Annotated in this window: 19 protein-coding genes; 12 read left to right on the top strand and 7 right to left on the bottom strand. The window is 48.3% G+C overall.

The features are described from left to right. Positions 1-84 precede the first annotated feature (84 nt). The 3 genes from BLS44_RS00275 to BLS44_RS00265 form a co-directional block, all read right to left on the bottom strand. Entirely contained in the window at positions 85-1,404 is a 1,320-nt protein-coding gene (locus BLS44_RS00275; protein ID WP_090388043.1) for an ammonium transporter, read from the bottom strand. A gap of 328 nt (positions 1,405-1,732) precedes the next feature. After that, entirely contained in the window at positions 1,733-2,932 is a 1,200-nt protein-coding gene (locus tag BLS44_RS00270) for a pyridoxal phosphate-dependent aminotransferase (RefSeq protein WP_090388571.1), read from the bottom strand. Between the two features lie 92 nt (positions 2,933-3,024). Further along, positions 3,025-3,414 (bottom strand): DUF1573 domain-containing protein, encoded by a 390-nt coding sequence (locus BLS44_RS00265; RefSeq protein ID WP_090388042.1) that lies wholly within the window; start codon positions 3,412-3,414, stop codon positions 3,025-3,027. 137 nt (positions 3,415-3,551) lie between these two features. On the opposite strand from BLS44_RS00265, the gene BLS44_RS00260 reads away from it, so the two are divergent. The 4 genes from BLS44_RS00260 to BLS44_RS00245 all read left to right on the top strand — a co-directional run bounded on the left by BLS44_RS00260 (position 3,552) and on the right by BLS44_RS00245 (position 7,863). Then, on the top strand, positions 3,552-5,939 hold the full coding sequence (locus BLS44_RS00260; protein ID WP_090388041.1) for an alpha-ketoacid dehydrogenase subunit alpha/beta: 2,388 nt from the start codon (positions 3,552-3,554) through the stop codon (positions 5,937-5,939). 206 nt (positions 5,940-6,145) lie between these two features. Continuing rightward, a complete protein-coding gene (locus BLS44_RS00255) occupies positions 6,146-6,484 on the top strand; it encodes an L-rhamnose mutarotase (RefSeq protein ID WP_090388040.1) in 339 nt (112 codons plus the stop codon). Between the two features lie 137 nt (positions 6,485-6,621). After that, entirely contained in the window at positions 6,622-7,119 is a 498-nt protein-coding gene (locus BLS44_RS00250) for a hypothetical protein (protein ID WP_090388039.1), read from the top strand. Positions 7,120-7,290: 171 nt separating this feature from the next. Continuing rightward, entirely contained in the window at positions 7,291-7,863 is a 573-nt protein-coding gene (locus tag BLS44_RS00245) for a cupin domain-containing protein (protein ID WP_143019613.1), read from the top strand. A gap of 184 nt (positions 7,864-8,047) precedes the next feature. Here BLS44_RS00245 and pyrF read toward each other — a convergent pair whose 3' ends face one another. Next, positions 8,048-8,863, bottom strand: a complete 816-nt coding sequence (gene pyrF / locus BLS44_RS00240) for an orotidine-5'-phosphate decarboxylase (protein WP_090388037.1) — start codon at positions 8,861-8,863, stop codon at positions 8,048-8,050. A 30-nt stretch (positions 8,864-8,893) separates the two neighbouring features. Beyond that, positions 8,894-10,102, bottom strand: a complete 1,209-nt coding sequence (manA, locus tag BLS44_RS00235; protein WP_090388036.1) for a mannose-6-phosphate isomerase, class I — start codon at positions 10,100-10,102, stop codon at positions 8,894-8,896. Between the two features lie 37 nt (positions 10,103-10,139). On the opposite strand from manA, the gene BLS44_RS00230 reads away from it, so the two are divergent. From BLS44_RS00230 to BLS44_RS00210, 5 genes are all read left to right on the top strand, one after another. Beyond that, positions 10,140-10,496: a YraN family protein gene (locus BLS44_RS00230; RefSeq protein ID WP_090388035.1), complete on the top strand. Its 357-nt coding sequence runs from the start codon at positions 10,140-10,142 to the stop codon at positions 10,494-10,496. Between the two features lie 179 nt (positions 10,497-10,675). After that, positions 10,676-11,353, top strand: coding sequence for a hypothetical protein (locus BLS44_RS00225; protein WP_245729043.1), 678 nt, complete (start codon positions 10,676-10,678; stop codon positions 11,351-11,353). A gap of 50 nt (positions 11,354-11,403) precedes the next feature. Continuing rightward, positions 11,404-12,312 carry a site-specific tyrosine recombinase XerD gene (gene xerD, locus BLS44_RS00220; RefSeq protein ID WP_090388034.1) on the top strand — a complete coding sequence of 303 codons (909 nt, stop codon included), beginning with the start codon at positions 11,404-11,406 and terminating at the stop codon, positions 12,310-12,312. A 68-nt stretch (positions 12,313-12,380) separates the two neighbouring features. Continuing rightward, positions 12,381-13,211, top strand: a complete 831-nt coding sequence (locus tag BLS44_RS00215) for a DUF2911 domain-containing protein (protein ID WP_090388033.1) — start codon at positions 12,381-12,383, stop codon at positions 13,209-13,211. Positions 13,212-13,234: 23 nt separating this feature from the next. Next, positions 13,235-14,116, top strand: a complete 882-nt coding sequence (locus BLS44_RS00210; protein WP_090388032.1) for a DUF6263 family protein — start codon at positions 13,235-13,237, stop codon at positions 14,114-14,116. A 74-nt stretch (positions 14,117-14,190) separates the two neighbouring features. Here the strand turns inward: BLS44_RS00210 and BLS44_RS00205 are convergent, their stop codons facing one another. Beyond that, positions 14,191-16,329, bottom strand: coding sequence for a S9 family peptidase (locus tag BLS44_RS00205; protein ID WP_090388031.1), 2,139 nt, complete (start codon positions 16,327-16,329; stop codon positions 14,191-14,193). Positions 16,330-16,508: 179 nt separating this feature from the next. On the opposite strand from BLS44_RS00205, the gene BLS44_RS00200 reads away from it, so the two are divergent. The 3 genes from BLS44_RS00200 (at position 16,509) to BLS44_RS00190 (ending at position 18,364) form a co-directional block, all read left to right on the top strand. Next, positions 16,509-17,009 (top strand): hypothetical protein, encoded by a 501-nt coding sequence (locus tag BLS44_RS00200; protein ID WP_090388030.1) that lies wholly within the window; start codon positions 16,509-16,511, stop codon positions 17,007-17,009. A gap of 98 nt (positions 17,010-17,107) precedes the next feature. Next, positions 17,108-17,818 (top strand): hypothetical protein, encoded by a 711-nt coding sequence (locus BLS44_RS00195; protein ID WP_245729042.1) that lies wholly within the window; start codon positions 17,108-17,110, stop codon positions 17,816-17,818. A gap of 324 nt (positions 17,819-18,142) precedes the next feature. After that, complete coding sequence (locus tag BLS44_RS00190) at positions 18,143-18,364, top strand: hypothetical protein (RefSeq protein WP_090388568.1); 222 nt, start codon at positions 18,143-18,145, stop codon at positions 18,362-18,364. Between the two features lie 310 nt (positions 18,365-18,674). Here the strand turns inward: BLS44_RS00190 and BLS44_RS00185 are convergent, their stop codons facing one another. Further along, entirely contained in the window at positions 18,675-19,832 is a 1,158-nt protein-coding gene (locus tag BLS44_RS00185; protein ID WP_090388029.1) for an alpha-hydroxy acid oxidase, read from the bottom strand. Positions 19,833-19,840: the final 8 nt, after the last annotated feature.

The raw sequence follows: 19,840 nt of genomic DNA, 5'->3' as shown, positions 1-19,840 counted from the left end.
GCATTGTCCTGAAATAGTTGTAGGAGACCCTGTGGCCTCCTACGGTACTCCTGCATCCTTGCAGCAGTATTATTAAAAGGGTGTTTATAAACTTTCCCCGTGTTGCGACCGGTCCAGCCCCTCCAGTTCTTCATCCTCGCTGGCCCGCAGCGGCGTGATCAGGTCGGTCACTTTCAAAAGTATAAAGGACATCACCAATACAAAAACAATCACTCCCAGCAATACCAGCACATGGGTGGTAAACAATTTGGTTTCGCCAAAGAAGAGCCCGTTGCCGGTGGCGTTGGCGGTATTGATCGCCTTGTTGGCAAAAACACCCGTAAGCAACATTCCAACCATTCCTCCTACACCATGGCAGGGAAATACATCCAGCGTATCATCAATACCGGTTTTTGTTCTCCATTCTACCATCATGTTGCTGATAATAGCGGCTACCACACCAATTACCAATGCATGCGGAAGACTTACAAAGCCCGCCGCCGGGGTAATGGCCACCAGGCCCACCACAGCACCAATGCTGGTGCCCATTGCAGATGGCTTTTTCCCTCTTAATGCATCAAAAATAATCCATGCGAAAGCTGCTGCTCCGGAAGCCACGGCTGTTGTAGCCAGGGCCGATGCCGCCAGGGCATTGGCAGCCATTGCAGAACCACCGTTGAAACCAAACCAGCCAAACCAAAGCAAGCCGGTACCTAATAATACATAGGTAATACGGGCCGGTTTATTTTCGCTGGTATCCGTACGTTTCTTCAGATAGATAGCCCCGGCCAGGGCAGCCAGGCCAGCGCTCATATGAACCACGGTTCCACCGGCAAAATCGAGTACCCCCAATTTGGCCAGCATCCCATCCGGGTGCCAGGTGGCATGCGCCAGCGGGCAATAGATGAAGACAATAAACAGGCATATAAAGAAAATATACGAAGTAAACCGGATGCGTTCAGAAAATGCCCCCGTTACCAGGGCCGGGGTAATGATGGCAAACTTTAACTGAAAAAAGGCAAAAACCACCAATGGTACCGTGGGAGCCAGGGGCCAGGGCTTGCTCTCCAGCACTCCATTCATCAGGAAAAAGGTTCCGGGATTCCCAATTACACCACCGATGGAATCCCCAAAGGCCAGGCTAAACCCGAAAACCACCCAGATGATCGAAACAATTGCCATACAGATAAAACTTTGCAGCATGGTAGATATCACATTTTTCTTTTTTACCATACCACCATAAAAGAAGGCCAGTCCCGGTGTCATGATCAGAACCAGGGCCGCTGAGGTCAGCATCCAGGCCGTATCACCGGAATTGATCTCCGCGAACTGCTTTATTTCTGTAGGATTATGACCAAACAAAAGACTTAAGATTACAATAAGAATTAATAAGGCAAAAGGAATGATAGCTAGTTTTCGAGTCATTGACATATTGTATATATTTTATATTTTAAATTATAGATAAAAAAACAATAATGTAAAATTGATTTAGCTAAATCTCATACCAAAAATAGTGTTTAAAGAGATAAAAAGTCAAGACTCCATAAAAAATAATATATATATTATTTTTTATAATATATAAAATTAGATCTTTTTGATCCATTATCAGCGATTTACACGCTTTTAATAAATATTACTATTATATATAATGTTAATTTTATAGGAGCTCTTTTGACAAAATCGCAGGATCGGACATAAAAAAAGGAGCTCTGATTACAGCGCCCCTTTTATATATTTTTTTTTATGGTCCTGTTTATCGCCTTCCCGGGTATACTTTCAGCGCCTGTTCCAGACAGTCCATCGCCGCATTTATGGCATCCGTATTTAACACATAAGCTAACCGTACCTCATTGACCCCCAATCCTGGTGTTGCATAAAAGCCCGTTGCGGGGGCCAGCATCAGGGTTTGATTATTGTGTGTAAACGATTCCAGGAGCCATTGGCAAAACCGGTCGCAATCGTCTATAGGCAACCTTGCAATGGCATAAAAGGCGCCCCCCGGGTTAGGGCAAAATACACCCTCCATTGCGTTTAACCGCTGTACCAGGAGATTACGCCGCCTGCGATATTCTTCACGCGTGCCATCAAAATAATTTTCAGGAAGATCCACCGCGGCCTCTCCCAATACCTGGGCCAGTCCCGGAGGGCTCAGCCGCGCCTGGCCAAATTTCAGTGCGGTCTGGTAAACCTCTTTATTACGGGTGACCAGGGCGCCTATCCGTGCACCGCAGGCACTATACCGTTTGCTGATCGTGTCCATCACCACCACATGCTCCTCCAGCCCCGGCAGCTGCAACGGGCTCAGGTAATCACTGTCGTCCTCATACCGGAACTCCCGGTAGGCCTCATCTGAAAACAGGAACAGTTCATGTTTCCTGCAAATATTGCCCAGCGCCTCCACTTCGGCAGTGCTATACAGGTAGCCGGTAGGATTATTCGGGTTGCAGATCAGGATGGCCCTGGTCCTGGCAGTGATCGCCCGTTCAAAGTCCTCAACCGGCGGCAGGGCAAACCCGGTATCGATACCGGAGGGAATAGGAATTACCCTGATGCCGGCCGTGCAGGCAAAACCATTATAGTTGGCATAAAATGGCTCCGGAATGATCACCTCATCCCCGGGATTCAAACAGGCAAAAAAGGCAAACAGGATCGCTTCGCTGCCACCGGTCGTAATCAGGATCTCTTCATGCGTTACCGCAATCCCGATCCGCTTATAATATTCCACCAGCTTACGGCGGTAACTTTCATTTCCGGCGCTGTGGCTGTATTCCAGCACCCGCATATGCACATCTCTTACGGCCTGCATAATAGCAGGCGGTGTTTCAATATCCGGCTGTCCGATATTCAGATGGTACACCATCACCCCCCTTTGCTTGGCAGCCTCGGCATAAGGGACCAGCTTCCGGATGGGTGAAGCCGGCATTTCCACTCCTCTTTGAGAAATTCTAATCATACAGAAAAATAAGAGGGCAAAAATAAAAAAATTCCACCTTTGCAGATGGAATAAGTTGAAACTGTTCAATAAAACTAAAAAAAACTAAACTCTTAGATAATCTCCCCGGTAAAATATACCGTTTTAGGCTGGGCGCCTTTTATCTTAATGGTCACATCTTTTTTAAACGTACTGCCTGCAGCAGCTGTAGCATCATAGCCTACTTTTATCTTGCCCACTTTGCCCGGCATAACAGGAGCAGATGGTTTTTCTGCAACGGTGCAGCCGCATCCCACCAATACACTTTCCACGATCACCGGTTTTTTGCTAATATTGGTAAACTCCATAAAAAAGGAAGTCCCTTTTTTAAATTTCAATTTACCCACGTTGTATTCTTCTTTTGCCATTTTGATCACCTTGTCTGCCGGTACTGCTTCCTGTGCATTTGCAGTAACAGCAAGACCCATAAAAAACAAAACTGCTAAAAGGTAAAATTGCTTCATAATCCTATTTTTTATTGACAACAAATATAAAAACAACAAAATTACGGTATAGATGTTCAACAGTTTTCAAAAGTTGCATGCTTCTTTGAAAAATTATTCAGTAATGAGTATATTGTGATATCCCTATTTTTGCCAATATGGAGAATCAAACTTCCAACCTTACTACCCCTGGTGAAATGCTTTCTTTTGATAAGTTCAAAGACGGCATCCTGCACGACTACTATATTGCCTGCCTGAGTCGTGAAACCAGCTTACTGGGCCGGAGGGAGGTATTGACCGGCAAAGCAAAATTTGGCATCTTTGGAGACGGGAAGGAAGTGGCGCAGGTTGCGATGGCCAAATTTTTTAAACCCGGCGACTGGCGCAGCGGGTACTACCGCGACCAGACCTTTATGTTTGCCATAGGAGTAGGTACTCCCCAACAATATTTTGCGCAGCTGTATGCAGACCCCAACCCGGATCATGAACCATTTAGCGTGGGGCGGCAAATGAACAGTCATTATACCAGCAGGAATGTAGATGCAGAAGGCAACTGGCTGAACCTGGCAGAGATCAAAAACACGGCCACGGATATGGCCCCCACAGCCGCCCAGATGCCCCGCTCCTTTGGACTGGCCTATGCATCCAAAAGCTTCCGGGAAGTGCCGGAACTTCGGCAATTCACAAACCTGTCCCACAACGGGAACGAAGTCTGCTTCTGCACTATCGGCGATGCATCCACGAGCGAAGGGCATTTCTGGGAAACCGTTAATGCTGCGGGAGTGGCGCAGGTACCACTGGTTATCTTTGTCTGGGACGACGGGTACGGGATCTCCGTTCCCCGGGAAATGCAGACCACAAAAGGCTCCATCTCTGCCGCGTTAAAAGGCTTTGAGAAAGAAGAAGGGACCAACGGTTTTTATATTTCCAAGGTAAAGGGCTGGGACTATATGGGCATGATCGAAGCTTTTGAAGAAGGTATCAGCCTGGCACGGGAGACACATACCCCTGTTCTTTTTCATGTAGACGAGCTGACGCAGCCCCAGGGCCACAGCACTTCCGGCAGTCATGAGCGGTACAAATCTACCGAACGCCTGGAATGGGAGCGGGAACGGGACTGCCTGAAAAAAATGAAAGAGTGGATCCTGAAGAACGGGCTAACTGATGAATCGACGCTTGAGAAGATTGAAACAGATGCCCGCAGCAATGTAAAGGAAGGCCGGGATAATGCCTGGAAGGCCTACCTGACGCCAATAAAGGAACAGGTAGAAGCTACCAGGAACCTGCTGAACCAGCTGGTCCTTGATGTGCCGGAAAAAAGCGCGGAACTGAAAAAGCTGATCCCGGACCTGGTCACCAACCGGGAACCCCTAAGAAAAAACGTTTTGCAGACCTTGTATAAGGCCATCCTTATATGCGGCGACAAAGCCGGACAGGTAGCTGCTTATTATGATGAGCTCTGCAAGGAAAATGCAGCTATCTATAATTCAAATTTGTTAAATGAAGGAGCTAAAAGCGCTTTAAAAGTGCCCCCGGTGGCACCCGTTATAACCGGTGAATCCCCGCTGATCAACGGCTACGAGATCCTGAACCACTACTTTGACCGGCTTTTTGCCAGTAACCCCAAGGTACTGGCATTCGGAGAAGATCTCGGGCAGATCGGGGATGTAAACCAGGGGTTTGCAGGCCTGCAGAAGAAACATGGTGCAGAACGGATCTCCGATACCGGCATTCATGAACTCAGTATCATGGGGCGTGGTATCGGACTGGCATTAAGGGGGCTAAGACCTATTGCTGAAATTCAATACCTCGATTACCTGGTTTACGGGTTGCAGCCGCTTACAGATGATGTGGCCTCCCTTCAATACCGTACCGGCGGCCAGCAGTTCTGCCCGCTTATTATCAGGAGCCGGGGACACCGGCTGGAGGGTATCTGGCATAGCGGATCTCCTATGGGAATGATCATCAACTCCCTGAGAGGGATTCATATTTGTGTGCCCAGGAATATGGTACAGGCGGCAGGCATGTACAATACCTTATTGCAGAGTAATGATCCGGGGCTGATAGTGGAAAGTTTGAACGGCTACCGGCTGAAAGAGCGGCTGCCGGAAAACCTGGAAACGATGACGGTTCCCCTGGGCGTGCCTGAACTGCTGCAGGAGGGCTCCGACATTACCATCGTAAGCTATGGCTCTACCCTGCGCATCATCCAGGACGCGTTAAACAAGATCGCCCCGCTGGGCATCAGCTGCGACCTGATCGACGTGCAGACCCTGTTACCTTTTGACATCCACCATCGTATCCTGGACTCACTCAAAAAGACCAACCGTATTGTTTTTATAGATGAAGATGTACCAGGAGGCGCTGCTGCGTTTATGTTTAACAAGGTAATGGAAGAGCAGGGCGGTTACCGGTACCTGGATGTAGCACCGCGCACCGTTACAGCAAAGGAGCACCGGCCCGGCTACGGCAGCGACGGGGACTACTTCAGCAAACCCAATGCAGAAGAGATCGCTGCTGTGCTGATCGATATGATGCGGGAATAATTTTTTGTTCCAGGTTTGAAGTTGCACATCAGATCCGGTTCATGCCCGATGAGCTGTCCGCCGTTTTAAGCCGGGAGTGAAGCGTGCATAGTCCATAGTGAGAAATTTTACAATTCACCGTTTAACGTTCCGAACCTTCGGAAGAAGTTTAAAGTTCAGCACTAACCGGGTCCTTCGTATATTAGCAGGTTAATCAGAAATCAGAAATGGAACCATTAAAAAGATATTGTCTCGCGCTGGATTTAAAAAACGACCCGGCGCTTATTGCAGAATACGAAGCCTATCACCGGGCCGTATGGCCGGAGATCCTGCAGAGTATTCTTGATTCCGGTATCCGGCACATGGAAATTTTTCGCGTGGAAAACCGCCTGTTTATGATCATGGAAACCGCCCCGGGCTTCTCCTTTGAGAAAAAGCAGGCTGCTGATGCACAAAATCCCAAAGTGCAGGAATGGGAAGCGCTGATGTGGAAGTACCAGCAGGGGTTGCCGGCTGCAAAGCCGGGCGAAAAATGGATATTGATGGAATCGATCTTCAAAATCTGATTGATCCTCATTAAGTAATAGCTGAACCTGCTGCTTTGCGCCTGTTTTTAACACCCGGCATCGAACCTTTCTTTGCAACAAGCCGTCTATCCTCAAAATTTGGCATTTCAATTGCATAAAGCATAAAAACATTGATTATGAAAAGAATTTCACAAATCGCTCTGCTTCTGATGACCGTTTCTGTTATAGGCGTTGCCTGCTCCAATAGTAAAAAAAGCGCATCTTCCACTGTTCCTCGGCAGGATTTTAAAGGTACCTGGGTTGTAACCGGCGTCAGCATTGAAGGAACCAATACCAAGAACCTTAAGGTGGAAGCTTTTGATGATGTGGCCCTTTCATGTTTTGAAGGCAGTGTCTGGGTTTTTCCCAATAACGGTTATGGAAGCTATACGATTAACGGACAGGATTGTTCGGCAGGAGCCCGTGAGATCTTATGGTCGACCCGGAACTATAACGGCGTTACGCATCTTAATTTCAAACGGGTAGACGGGTTAAAAAAGAACCAGTCTAAAAATGTGGCCGAAGGATATTCGCTGGAAGTAACTTCTGCAGGAGACAATCAGTTCATAGCGCAATCGCCCATATCTTTTGAGGGAAAAACTATTTATATCGTTTACAATTTTGAAAAGAAATAACCATTAACCATCCAAATAACAAAAGGCCGTTCCTTTCCCGGAACGGCTTTTTTATATATGTTTTAACCTTCCGTTTCCTGCCATACAGCGTTTGTTGCCGGTTTTTCAAAAAGTATTGGTATAAATCCATTGCAGGAGGGTTACTGGCATGTGACTTGTAAGGATAATAGCATGCCCAAAAAAATCAAACCACAAGAATGGGTCCCCTGGGAGCTAAGAAGGATCAATCCTGATATTTTTTATTTTAAAGAAGACCCGCAAATTCCCAGCAGCCCGCTTCCGTTGCTGGTTTACAGGGGATTTTTCGACAAGGAATATGATGCCTGCGAGGATTGGCTGATAAAAAAATTCCGTTCCAATAAATGGTTCCCCTCCCCTGCACTCGGGGCGTTCAACTTTACCCATTACTATATTAACACGCATATTGTCCTGGGGGTTTGCGCGGGGGAGGCTCAATGGCAGCTGGGCGGCACACTGGGTATTATCACCGTTCTTGAAAAAGGGGACGTGATGGTGATCCCTGCGGGAGTGGCGCTCCGGCATCTTGGCTCAGGCACTGATCTGAACCTGGCAGGGGCCTGTTCTGTAAACGTGAGCCCGGAGCTCCAGAGAAGGCAAAGCGGCAACCGTGTTCACGCCAACCGCAGCATTGCCAACATTCCCACTCCCGATAACGACCCGATCCTCGGTCCGGGAGCCGGGCTGCTTACGATCTGGCAGCCGGTAGATTCCTGTTCCCGGTAAATATACCGCAAGCGCTTTCCCCTTCCTGCTGACCTGAAGCAAATATTGCTGCGTACTGATAGCCCCCCGACCCGCAGGCAGGCTGAAGGGGCATTCTCATTGCTGTTTATAGGGAATTTATTTCAAAACAATCTCCAAAAATCATTTAGCGCTGCATAAGGTTCATGCCCCTTCTGCCATCGACCTATCCATTAAACCGTTGCAGATATGCTGCCATTTCGGCCTGGTACTGACCGGCCACCGCAGCCGCGGCATCTGCAAAATCCTCTTTGCCTGAAGCATAAATAACCGCCCTGCTGGCATTTACCAGCAATCCGCAGTCTTTATTCATGGCCTTTTCAGAAACCTGTTCCAGACTGCCACCCTGTGCCCCCACCCCGGGCACCAACAGAAAATGGCCCGGAACCAACTCGCGGATGCGGATAAATGCATCCGCCTGTGTGGCCCCCACCACAAACATGAGGTTTTGATCAGTGCCCCACCCGGATACGGTTTTTAATACCCGCTCATATAAAAGTCCTTCCCCACTGGCCTGCAACTCAAAATCCTGCGCCCCCTTATTGGAGGTGAGCCCCAGCACGATCGCCCATTTCCCTTCATACTCCAGGAAAGGTCTTACACTGTCTTCCCCCATATAAGGCGCTACGGTGACCGCATCAAAGGGTAGTGCTTCAAAAAAAGCGCGGGCGTACTGGGTACTGGTATTACCAATGTCGCCACGCTTGGCATCAGCGATCTTAAAATGATCCGCCCCTATGTAGTGAACGGTTTTCTCCATCACCTCCCAGCCTTTTGTTCCCAATGCCTCGTAAAACGCAGTATTGATCTTGTAGGAAACACAGGCAGCACGGGTAGCGTCAATAATGGCTTTATTAAAACGGAACACGGCGTCTGCATCCCCGGATAAATGCGCCGGCAGCTTCGCAGGGTCAGTGTCCAATCCCACACATAAATAAGATCCTTTCTCGCGGATCAGTGCAACCAATTTTTCCCGGGTCATCTTTATACTAATTTATTAAATCTAAAAAATCTATAACGGAACAGTAGCACGGAACAAGAGCGAAGGAGCGCCGGCCAGTACTTTTACAGCCGCACCCGGAAAAGCTGCGGCAGCAATGCTACCGGCCTTTAATACTACCCGGATATCCCCGGAGGTAAGCTCCACCTCCCCTTCTGTAAGCAAAAACAACTCGGCCGTTACCGGCTGCAATACGGTTTCATCACCCGTTTTCAGCTCATAGGAATGCAGTTCAAAATCCGGAACGGGCGCCGGGTATACCTTTGCTTTTTTGTTGCCTCCTGCGGGAATGATCTGCGGATGCGTGGCTTCGCATTTCGTATGTTTCAGCAACTCCGCCGTGTCAATATGTTTGGAGGTAAGCCCGCCACGCAGCACATTATCAGAGCTGGCCATGATCTCTACATTATATCCCTCCAGGTAAGCATGGGGCACACCTGCGTCCTGGAAAATGGCTTCTCCCGTTTTCAGATGAACAATATTAAAAAAATAGATCGAAAAAATTCCGCGATCGATGGAGCCGGGCCGGATAAAGGTTTGCGCGGCCCGGGCTGCCCAGAAATCCTCCGCGGAGGGGTCCAGCTTTTCCTGCAGGTATAGCGGAATGATCCGGTTGATCAGAGGCTGCAACAGCGCATTCACTTCTTCCTGGGCCATTTCCATTGCCATCTTATACAGGCTTTTATAGCCTCCCTGCTTAAATACCGGTATAAAAACATGCAGCTCCGGCACGGCTTCCAGCGTTTGTAACAGCTGCGCTTCCGGTTTAAAGCCATGCAACAGATAAAACCCGCTGAGTGCTACCATCAGTTCGGGCTTATGGTTAGCGTCCCTGTAGTTGCGGTGGGGTGCATCCAACGGAACCCCTTTGCGGTTCTCTGCTTCAAAATCCAATGCAGCCTGGGATTTAGAGGGGTGCACCTGGATGGAAAGCATATCCTTTACATCCAGCACTTTTAACAAATAAGGCATCTGGCCGAATGCAGCATTTACGGAAGCGCCCAGTAACGCCCCGGGGGATGTGCTGATATACTCCCGGAGCAGTATCTCCCTCCCGTCGTCCATCGTCAATACACAGTTCGCCCCCGGGTGCACACCCATCCAATATTCAGCAAAGGGCTTCATTTGCGGATTTTCCACCTGAAGCAGGGAGGGTATGAACGACACGCCACCCCAGTCATAATGCTTGATAGCACCTTTTACTAATGCCAGTTTCTGCATAAAAAAAATAGATTAACTTGGGGGTAAAGATAACTGAATGGGAACACATAATCAATTGGGAAAACAGGGAGAGCAGCTTGCCGCAGCCTACCTGGCGCAGGAACATTATACCATCCTGTTCCGGAACTGGCGCTACTCGCATTATGAAATTGACATTATTGCCACCAAAAGCAACAAATTGCATTTTGTAGAAGTAAAAACCCGCAGCAGTAACCGGTCAGGCTATCCGGAGGAAAGCGTTACCAAAAGGAAATTCCGGTATTTACAGCAGGCTGCCGATGAGTTCCTTTGCCAGTACCCGGGGCACTATCGCATCCAGTATGATATTTTATCCATTACCATTGAAGCAGGCCGGCCGCCTGAATATTTTCTGATCGAAGATGTGTTTTTGTAGTATTGAGTATTGAGAACATGAGAACCGTGAATGGAGCGATGAGCCTCCAGAGAAAGGAGTCGAGTATTGAGATGATTCTGTCTGAAATCTCAATTCTCAACGCCGAATAGCTGATAACTCATCGTTAATCTGTAAATTAGCGATCTGCATTTATTTTATAACGATCTTAAACAACTAGAATGAAACTAAACTCACTTTCACTAAGTGCTATCACACTGGCGGTACTGCTTGCCTCCTGTGGCGGTTCTGAGGGAACAACCGAAACGGCCTCCTCCTCTTTTTGTACCGACTCTGCCTGTATTACAGAGCCCCTGCGTTTGGGCAGCCCTACACCGGACAAGCCTTCTGTTACCGTAAGTTTTAAAGATTGCCAGATTGATTCCATCCTCTTCGACAACGGGAAAACAGGTAATGCAAAGATCGGGTTTGCCGATTTTTTCCAGGGCCGCAATGTTAAACCCGGCAAATCGCTTTTTGGCTACGAATTCGGAGACGGGCAGGCCGCCTGGCTCAAATTCAATGATTGCGCCACCGGGCGGGGATATCTTATAAAAGTACCCGTAGGCAAGGGGATCAGTCCTATGAAATATTTCAGCGCCGTAAACAGCTTTGATCCCAAGTTCAAAGTGGAAGACGGGCTTGTTTCTTACTACGACAATACTTTTATTTATGTAGAAGATGTACATACCGGCAAAGTGGCAAAAACGCTGCTGACCGATACCGGTGTGAAGGGTGTTGACCATGACAATGTACACTCCTTCCTGGATTCTGTAAACATCCGGAAAGATCATCTTTATGCCAAGATCCGATATGAAGAAAAAGACATTGTTCATGATGTTCCCCTTACCTTCAAATAATTAACAAAAATCAAAAAAGCCTGTTATCTTTCCGACAGGCTTTTATTTTTATGTGGGACGCTTACAAGAAAAGTTTCCAGGCTTATTTAAAACTGGAAAAATCGCTTTCCGGAAATTCAACGGAGGCCTATCTGCGGGATGTAGATAAGCTTACGGATTACCTGCAGCTCCAGCCACAGTCACTGGCGCCTCCTGATATCACCCTGGAACACCTGCAATCCTTTGTTGGCTGGATAGCGGAGCTGGGAATGCAGCCGGCTTCCCAGGCCAGGGTCATCTCCGGCATCCGCGCTTTTTACCGTTTTTGCCTCCTGGAAAATATTGTGCAGCAGGATCCCGCACTGCTGCTGGAAGCGCCTAAAACCCGGCGCACCCTCCCGGATGTACTAAGTTTTGAAGAAGTGGAAAAAATCCTGCTGGCAATAGACCTCAGCAAACCCGAAGGCGGCCGCAATAAAGCCATTATTGAAACGATGTACAGCTGCGGGCTGCGGGTAACAGAGGTAGTACAATTGCGGATTTCACAACTCTACCTGGATGTGGGTTATATCCGGGTGATCGGAAAAGGAAATAAAGAGCGGCTGGTACCCATCGGTGATTCCGCCGCCAAATATATAAAACTCTACCTCCGGGAGATCCGCTGTCATTTAACCGTAAAACCCGGCAGTGAAGACATTGTTTTCTTAAACAAACGGGGCGCACAGCTGACCCGTGTAATGATCTTCCTGATCATTAAGGACCTGGCAGCAAAGGCCCGGATCACCAAGACCATATCGCCGCATACCTTCCGCCATTCTTTTGCCACCCACCTGATCGAAGGCGGCGCTAACCTGCGCGCCGTGCAGGAAATGCTGGGACATGAAAGTATCACCACCACTGAGATCTATACACACCTGGACAGGGAGTTCCTCCGTAAAACCTTACATCAATTCCATCCTCTTTTCAACAAAAACAGCTGAAAGTTGTTAGGCTGCTGGAGCAACTTATAATATTACGCTATTTTCGTAACTAACAAAAACAAGTAACAATGAAACGTATCTTATTTTCCTTTCTTCTTGCAGGCGTACTTTCAGCCAGCCAGGCTCAGGTAAAAATACCGGCCGCAAGTCCGGCCCAGACTATCAAACAGGATTTCGGGCTTGGCACACTGGAGTGGTCTTATAGCCGCCCCAGCCTCAAAGGCCGCCGGCTATACGCTGATCTTGCTCCTGCCGGGAAACTCTGGCGCACGGGGGCCAACGGCGCCACCACACTCACCGTAAGCGATGAGATCATCGTTGGCGGAAAAACGATCCCTGCAGGTAAATACGGGCTGCTCACCATTCCCGGGCAAAAGTCCTGGACCGTGATCCTTACCCAACAGACCGATGTAACCAGTGATCCTACCGCCTATAAAGAAGCGGACGATGTAGTAAGGATACAAGTAACCCCGGTAACTACAAAAACAAATACGGAAACCTTCACCATTCAGCTGGCGAATGTTACACCTACCACCGCTGATCTGCAGCTCTCCTGGGGTAATATATTGGTTCCCGTTCCGATAAAAACAGAACTTGATGCGCGGATCATGGCATCGATCGATGCTTCTATGCAGTCTGACAAACCGGCATATTTCCAGGCAGCAACCTACTACCTGGAAAACAACAAAGACCTGAATAAGGCGATCGGGTGGTTTGCCAAGGCAGCAGAAGCCCAGCCAAAGGCTTATTGGATCCAGTATCAATATGCAAAGGCGCTGGCAAAGACCGGGCGGAAAAAAGAAGCCCGGGCTGCAGCAGAAGCATCCATGCAGCTGGCCAAAGAAAATCACAACGATGATTATGTCCGGAACAATCAAAAGCTGATCGCCACGCTGTAATCGCCCATATTTAAAACACGATCATGAAAAAAACCATCCTGGCATTGTTCTGTATGGCCGCATCAGCGGCTTCCATGCTGCATGCCCAAACGGTTACGCTGAAATTCAATCCTGCAAACGGCAGCCGGTATGATGTAATCAATAATAATACCATCAGTATCCAGCAAACGCTCATGGGACAACCCGTGAACATGAAGTTCGGCAGTACTGTAAACATGCATTATGATATTGCAGATGCAGGTGCGGATAAGGACCTGACCCTGACCTACGGCCCTTCAAAAATGAACATTGACTTCATGGGCCAGGAGCTGGTTATGGATAGTGAAAGCCCCGATACAACCAATGCCGCCAACAGCATGTTCCGGTCTATCCGCGGGAAAAAAATAAAGATCCTCATAGCCGCTGACGGCACGGTAAAAAAAACAGAAGGATTTGAGGATCTGGCCGGCAGCATTAACACATCAGACAGTGAGGCCAAAAAGATGGCAGAAGAGCTTTTTTCCGAAGCTACTATAAAAAGCTTGCTGGAGCAGAGCTTTAAAATGTACCCCAAAGATCCGGTATCGCCCGGAAGTACCTGGACTGCCAATATCCGGATCGAAAAACCGTACACCCTGACCCTGCAGAACAACTATACACTAAAAAAAATAGAGAACGGGAAAAGCCTGGTCACCGTAGCCGGAAAAATAGGCACTGATGGCCTTACAAAAATGATGCAGCAGGGCATGGAAATGGAAATAAACCTGGATGGAACAGTGGCTGGTACTATAACGATGGACAATGCCACCGGCGTAACCGAGGTGCTGAATCTGGTACAGCAATTAAAAGGGATCGTAAAAGTTCAGGGAATGGAAGTTCCGATGGAGGCAACGGTAGACACAAAGATCGGTATGCAGCAACGTTAAGGAACAGCACGGTTTTATCCAAGACCTGTATAAAAAACGGTCCGTGCAAATGCGGACCGTTTTTTATTTTCTCCTTACGGTATATTGATCTTATAGTCTTTAGGAGGCCGGGCACCTAACAGGTATTCTACGAAATAATCCCATCTCCGGCGCATCATATAATAAGAGTCCGCTCCATATCCATGGCGCGCGTTCGGTACTACCACCAGGTCGAAGGACTTATTGGCTTTAATGAGCGCGTCGGCAACCAGGTAGGTGTTATAGGGAGGTACATTATCATCCATTCCACCGGTTACCAGCATTAATTTTCCCTGAAGGTTTTTTGCATAGCCCTGGTTGGCCTGTTTTTCGTAATTATCGCCTTCCAGCAGGCCGATATACCGCTCGCCCCAGTCATCTTCATAATTGCGGTTATCATGATTACCTGATTCCGCGATGCCTACTTTGAAAAACTCCGGATATCTGAACATAGCGGCGGCTGTTGCAAAACCACCACCGGAATGCCCCCAGATACCCACGCGGTCCAGGTCCATAAAGCTGTTCTTTGCTGCCAGTTGCCGGAGTCCCGCGATCTGATCCGGCAATGTATTTTCTCCCATATGACCATAGCAGGCATCGTGGAACGCTTTGGAACGGTTGGGGTTACAGCTACCTTCCAGCCGTACTACAATAAACCCAAGCTCTGCCAGTGCCTGAAAGTCACCGGCGGCAATATTAAAAGACCAGTTGCCCACGCTGCCGCCCTGTGGTCCCGGGTAGATATACACCACTACGGGGTATTTCTTTGACGGATCCAGGTTTTGAGGTTTATATAATAATCCATAGAGATCAAACTGCTGATTGGCCGATTTCACGCTGAACATTTCCGGGGCCTGCCAGCCGGCATCTTTTAGCCCGGAAAGATCAGTAGCGCCCAGCTCACGGATGGTTTTCCCCGAAAGGTCCTTCAGCTTTATAACCGGGGGTACAACGGGAGTTGAATACCGGTCCACAAAATACCGCCCTCCCGGAGAAAGGGTCATTGAATGATTTCCTGGTTCCGGCGTGAGCGCCACCATACGCTTTCCACCAAAATCAGTGGTATAAAAATGGCTGAAATAAGGGTTTTCTCCCGGCTCTCTTCCTTTTGCTTCAAAAAGGATCTGCCGTTTCTTTGCATCTACCTGCAACATTTTTGTTACTACAAAATCACCCCGGGTGATCTGTTGCTTTACGTTGCCCGTTAACAGGTCATACAGGTACAGGTGTCCCCACCCGCTCCGTTCCGAGTACCAGATCACTTCGTTGGTCTCCGGCAAAAATTTCCAGTTGGCCATTCCCTGACCGGATTCGTATTGTGTGGGTACTTTTTCCTCAAACACGGTACGGATATCCCCGGTTCCTGTATTAGCCACCCGGAACTGCGCTGTTTTGTGATCCCTGCTTACGGATACAAAAGCCAGCTGTTTTCCATCAGCACTCCAGTCATTATCGCCAAAACTGCCATCGCATGCAATATCGTCACAAAGCGTGCCCCTCCGGTCATCCGGTTTCATCTTAAAACGGATCATCGCCGTTGTTTCCACATCCAGTACCAGCCGGTGTATCTTAATAATGGCGCTATCGCCGGGAAGCGGGTATTTCCATTGCTCCAGTTCCGGTGCCCCCACTTTTGTACGAACCAGGTACATGTCCTTTATATGGCGCTGATCCTGCTGGAAAGTGGCAATTTTTTTACTATCCGGCGACCACAATACAATGGGGCGGTCCGAATGTGTCCAACCCGCATTATCAGTGGCATAGCCAAAATCCTTCACCCCGTCCGTCGTCAGCGGGCGTTCCTTTCCTGTTGCAATCTCCTTTACCCAAAGATTCCAGTCCCTGATATAAACAACCTTTGTTCCATCAGGCGATACCACACCCGGCCCTCCCGAAACCTTAACAGGAGCCGGCCTGGCAGGAGCCGGTGATTGCTCCGCTACTGTTTGTCCTCCTTTTTTTACAGAAGGGTCTATAATCAGGTACTGCCCTGTTGCCGGCAACCGGTACCACAATTTGTCGCCGGGCAGCCACTGCGGGTTAATGGATTGACTGCTATAGGCTTTAGCTGCTTTACCGCCACTCATTACACTTACAGCCCGGTCGTAGTCGGCAGGGGTAAATACGCTTTTTTGCTGCGCAGCCAGTCCAAGCACCATCTGGGCAAGGCCCGCCAGCAGGAAGTATTTCTTCATAAACAAAACAATTAAACCTGTCTCAAAAATTTCCGGCCAAATTAGTTCAAATTTTCGGAAATTTGTATCCGGACGGTCGGTTATCGGGTTCCAGGCTGCCGGGTTCTGTTTCTATATTATGATAAGAAGTTACCTGTTTCATTTCGAAAAACCAATGCGTCTACTGTTAAACGAAGTAAATGAGTGGTTCCAGGTATATAAAGCTGTTGGTGCTTCTGAGCATTGCCGGGCTAGTAGCCGGTTGCCAGAAGAACGGGGACTCTGCGCCCGGCCAGTACACCCTGACCACTATTTTTGAGAACCCCCTGCCGGAGTCCGTATCCATACAATATTTCAATGCCCGCGTCAATCCCAACGGGGATACCACCATCCTTTTCTCGGGAGAAAAGATCCTTGTAGACGCCAACTCGAGTACCCAGGTTGTTGAGGTCATCTGTTTAAAAGATTGTGCTCCCAGCCGCATACCACCGGTTTTTAATATGGCCCATATTACGATCGGTGACAAACAAAGAACAGACATCAACTGTAACCTTGTTTCTTCCGGCACTGCAATACCTGATTGCGGGAAAGACCCTTCCAACATTTTTAATGAGGCCTCATGGTCGGTCACAAAAAAGAATTCAGGCGACCTTCTTAAGACCTATACGCTGGGCCTCTTTGAACCCGGTATGACCCGATAATACCCCGGGCTTCAGGGGGCTATTTAACAAAACATTGGATGTACCGCAAATGCCGGAAGAGAAAGCCTGCTTAATTTTAATAACATCTTTCATTCTATATGCAACGAAGCATTTCCATATTGATCCTGGGTTTTGTGCTGCTGCCGGCAATAACATCGGGCCAAACCTACCTGCGGGGGAACATTTTTATGTATACGAACGATACTCCGGTCCCCGGGGCATCCGTCACCAATCTTACCAGTGGTAAAACAACACTGGCTACACCTTCGGGGTCCTATACTATTGAAGCGAAGAACAAAGACATCGTTGTCTTTTCTTTTACCGGCCTCACCAGTGATACCGTAAAGGTAGAGTCACAACTGTTAAAGACCGGCTATGATGTCGGCCTGACAGAAGATCCTCATACGCTCCGGAATGTGACCGTAACCAGTAACTACCAGCTGGACTCTTTAAGACGGAGGGAGGAATATGGCCGTTATTTTGAAAAAGGACCGGGCATCACCGGGGGAAACCGGCCTTCCGATGGATTCGGGATCTCCGTGAGCCCCATCAGTCATTTTTCCAAAAAGTCCCGCGAACAACGAAAGTTCAGGAAACAGCTGCTCAAAAACGAGGAAGAGGCCTATATCGACTATGTTTTTTCCCCCGCCTGGGTAACCAAGCTCACCGGTTTAAAAAACGACTCGCTGCGCCAGTTCATGTATCTTTACCGCCCTTCCTATAAACAGGCCAGGGATCTTGACCGCTCCAATATGACGGCCTATATCAACGACCGGTACAAAGAGTTTATACGTCCCAAAAATAAGTAGTGGTCAGTTGTCAGCCGTCAGTTTTCAGTGTCAACCTTAAACAATATTAAACCACATTCAACAATGTTCGATCATATGAGACCAGGAACCCTCCTGTGATCTTTGAGGGATAAAAACGGATCTAACGTGAAACCTGAAACTTTAAACAAACATAAGAGCTGTCAGACTTCATTAAACAATAATAAACCACGTTAAACCTGAAACAGGCGTAGGATATTAAAGGGCGCCCCCCGGCTGTTTACCGGCAGCTTCTCCGGACTTACCGATCTTCATTGGCCGGCAGGTTTGCAAAGCGCCATCTTTGTATTCTTAAATGAAGCAAACATGATGAAAATAATCTGCGTTTTATTCGCCCTTATTGCAAGCATACTGGCTGTTGTTGCGTTCATTCCTTTATTGGGCTGGCTGTACTGGCTGGTGATCCCCATTGGCATCCTCTCTCTTATCGTTTCGGTTGTAGGAGGTTCTTCTACCGGTAAAACACTTAGTATCATTGTTATCCTGGTGGGCATTTTCCGGCTGATGATCGGTGGCGGTGTTCTATAAAGCGGATGCGGTCACATTCGGTGCTACATTATTATTATGAAAGATAACCGGATTCTTCTCATAACAACCAGTTGCTGTCAATTTTATTGAAATATTTTCAAAAGGCATCTGCGGGCTCGAACTTCTACCGGGCCTGGTCAGGGTCTGCACTATCCATAAGGCAAGTGGCAAAAGGGCAATGCTGATGCCGGTTTATCATAAAAAAACTCCGGAACGGATCCCGGAGTTCAGCTTATGAACTCATTATAGTATTCCGCCGGTACATTGCATCGTCTCACCGCGGTCAAAGAGTTCTTCCAAAAAATGAAACTTACTGTATCAGTGCTCCCGGAAAATCGTGAATGGTCTCGCAGCAAAGCTGCTCCATTACCTGCTTCAGCTGTGCCTTCAGCATGGCAATGGTATGATTACCGCCTGCCTTCCCCAGGGCGCCTACTCCATACATAAAAGGTCTTCCCATAAATGTAAAATCAGCGCCGCAGGCCAGTGACCGGCCGATATCCGGCCCCGAGCGGAGGCCGCTATCGATCATTACTTTGTATTTATCGCCGTATTTTTCCGCCAGTCCTTTTAACGGCCGGATGGTGGATTCACCCGCATCGATCTGCCGGCCGCCATGGTTGGAAACAATGATCCCATCCACCCCGATCTTCGCACAAAGATCCGCATCCTGCTCACTCACCACACCCTTTACCACGAGTTTTCCTTTCCACTTATCCCTTATAGCCGCCACTTTATCCGCATCTACCCTTCCGGTAAACGTGGCATTCATGAACTTGCCCAATTGCTTCATGTCCATTCCCTTTTTCATATAAGGCTTTAATGTAGCAAAGGAGGGAATACCAACCCGCAGGGTTTCCAATCCCCATACCGGGTGCATTGCAGCCTGTACAAAGTTGCTGATGGTGTTCTTTGGCGGCATGGAAAGCCCCGCTTTTATTTCACGATACCGCAATCCAAAAGAAGGCACATCGATCAGCACCACCAGAACAGGACAATTTACGGCTTCCAGCCTCCGCAGGATATCATCCCGCAATTCATTTTCGGTGGGATGGTATAACTGGAACCAGAATTTACTTTCTGAAAGTTCGGCGATCCGCTCGATGCTGCTGGTAGAAACCGTGCTCAGGATATAGGGAATATTGTGTTGTAATGCTGCCCTGGCCAGGATCTCCGGGGCGTTGGGCCACATAAGCCCCTGCAGCCCAACCGGGGCAATGCCAAAGGGGGCATCATAAGTATGGCCGAATAGTTCTGTCCGCATATCTACCCCCTTATGTTTTTTCAGATACTGGGGCATCAGGAAAATATGCTTAAAGTCCTCCTCGTTCCTCCATACATTCAGTTCATCATTACACCCGCCCTCCAGGTAGTCGAAAGCAAATTTCGGGATCCGTTTCTTAGCCTTCCTTTTCAGGTCTGCTACAGAAGGATATTGCGGATTATACTGCAGTAAATTTGTGCTCATAACTCTTT

Origin of the sequence: Niabella drilacis, from assembly GCF_900101395.1 — a bacterium.
Lineage (GTDB): Bacteria > Bacteroidota > Bacteroidia > Chitinophagales > Chitinophagaceae > Niabella > Niabella drilacis.
The sequence above is the reverse complement of the archived record's forward strand: the minus strand, read 5'-3'. Positions and strand labels throughout refer to the sequence as shown.